Here is a 1450-nt window from a genome sequence, read left to right as displayed (position 1 = left end):
CCCGTTACCTTTTTCGTGGGCCCGGAACCAGGCCCACGGTCGCCAGGCCCGGTATGACTTCTTGCCCCTGTCTCTTCCATGATCCGGGGGGTGGTGTCGCCGGGTCCTGGTGGCGTCGACGGACCGCTGATGGGGACAGGGCCGCTGGTAGGTCTCTTCGTAACGTGGGTGCCGGGCGTTGACGCCAGATCCGGCGACCGTCCGACTGAGCGTTTCCAGGCAATTGAGGACCGAGCAAGGTGACACAACCTTATGCCGTGTTCTGCGGCGTTGACGTGGGAAAAGGCGAACATCACGCGGTCGGGCTCGACCCGGCCGGGAAACGACTGTTCGACAAAGCGCTACCCAATGATGAGTCCCGGCTGCGGGCGGTGTTCGACAAGCTCGCCGCCCACGGCCGGCTGTTGATCGTGGTCGATCAACCCAACACGATCGGCGCCCTGCCGGTCACCGTGGCCCGCGCCTGCGGCCACGACGTCGTCTACCTGCCCGGGTTGTCGATGCGCCGCATCGCCGACCTCTACCCAGGTCAAGCCAAGACCGATGCCCGCGACGCCCACATCATCGCCGATGCCGCGCGCACGATGCCGCACACGCTGCGCCGCGTCGACGTCGGCGATGAAACACTCACCGAACTCGGTGTCCTGGCCGGGTTCGACGACGACCTCGCCGGTGAGGCAACCCGCACCAGCAACCGCATTCGCGGTCTGCTCACCGGCATTCATCCCGCCCTCGAACGAGTCCTCGGCCCGAGAGTCGCCCACCCGGCGGTGCTGGAGATCCTGTCGCGTTGCGGCGGTCCCGAAGGGATCCGGGCTGCGGGTCGGCGCAAACTCACCGCCATCGCCACCAAACATGCCCCACGCATGGGCGTCCGGCTGGTCGACGAGATCTTGACCGCACTGCCCGCGCAAACCGTCACCGTTCCCGGCACCAAAGCCGCGGAAACCGTGCTGCCGAAGCTGGCGGATTCGTTGAAAGGGGTCTTGCTGCAACGCAAGCAGATCGCCGCCGATATCGAAGAGATGTTCGCCGATCACCCTCTTGCCGAGGTCCTGACCTCGATGCCCGGCATCGGAGTCAGGACCGGCACCCGCATCCTGCTCGAAGTCGGCGACGGCACCGCGTTCGCCTCGGCCGGGCACCTCGCCTCTTACGCCGGCATCGCCCCGATCACCCACCGATCGGGGAGTTCCATCCGCGGTGAACACCCTGCCCGATCCGGCAACCACAAACTAAAACGGGCGTTGTTTCTGTCAGCGTTCGCCGCACTGCACGACCCGGTCAGCCGCGCTTACTACGACCGCAAACGCGCCGAGGGCAAGAAACACAACGCCGCCCTCATCTGCCTGGCCCGGCGACGCTGCGACGTCCTCTACGCCATGCTCCACAGCAAACAGCCCTACCGAGCCCCGGCGGCCTCAGCCGCTTGACGAACACCATAGGGACA

General features: G+C 66.3%; 1 protein-coding gene. It reads left to right on the top strand.

Features of this window, described 5'->3' with window-relative positions; genetic code table 11:
* The first annotated feature begins 239 nt into the window (after positions 1-239).
* On the top strand, positions 240-1433 hold the full coding sequence (locus tag ON32_RS23490; protein ID WP_040793197.1) for an IS110 family RNA-guided transposase: 1194 nt from the start codon (positions 240-242) through the stop codon (positions 1431-1433).
* The last annotated feature ends 17 nt before the right edge of the window (positions 1434-1450 follow it).

The sequence above is a fragment of the Nocardia paucivorans NBRC 100373 genome (genome assembly GCF_000308675.1).
Lineage (GTDB): Bacteria > Actinomycetota > Actinomycetes > Mycobacteriales > Mycobacteriaceae > Nocardia > Nocardia paucivorans.
This window is presented reverse-complemented; position numbering and strand designations above follow the sequence as displayed.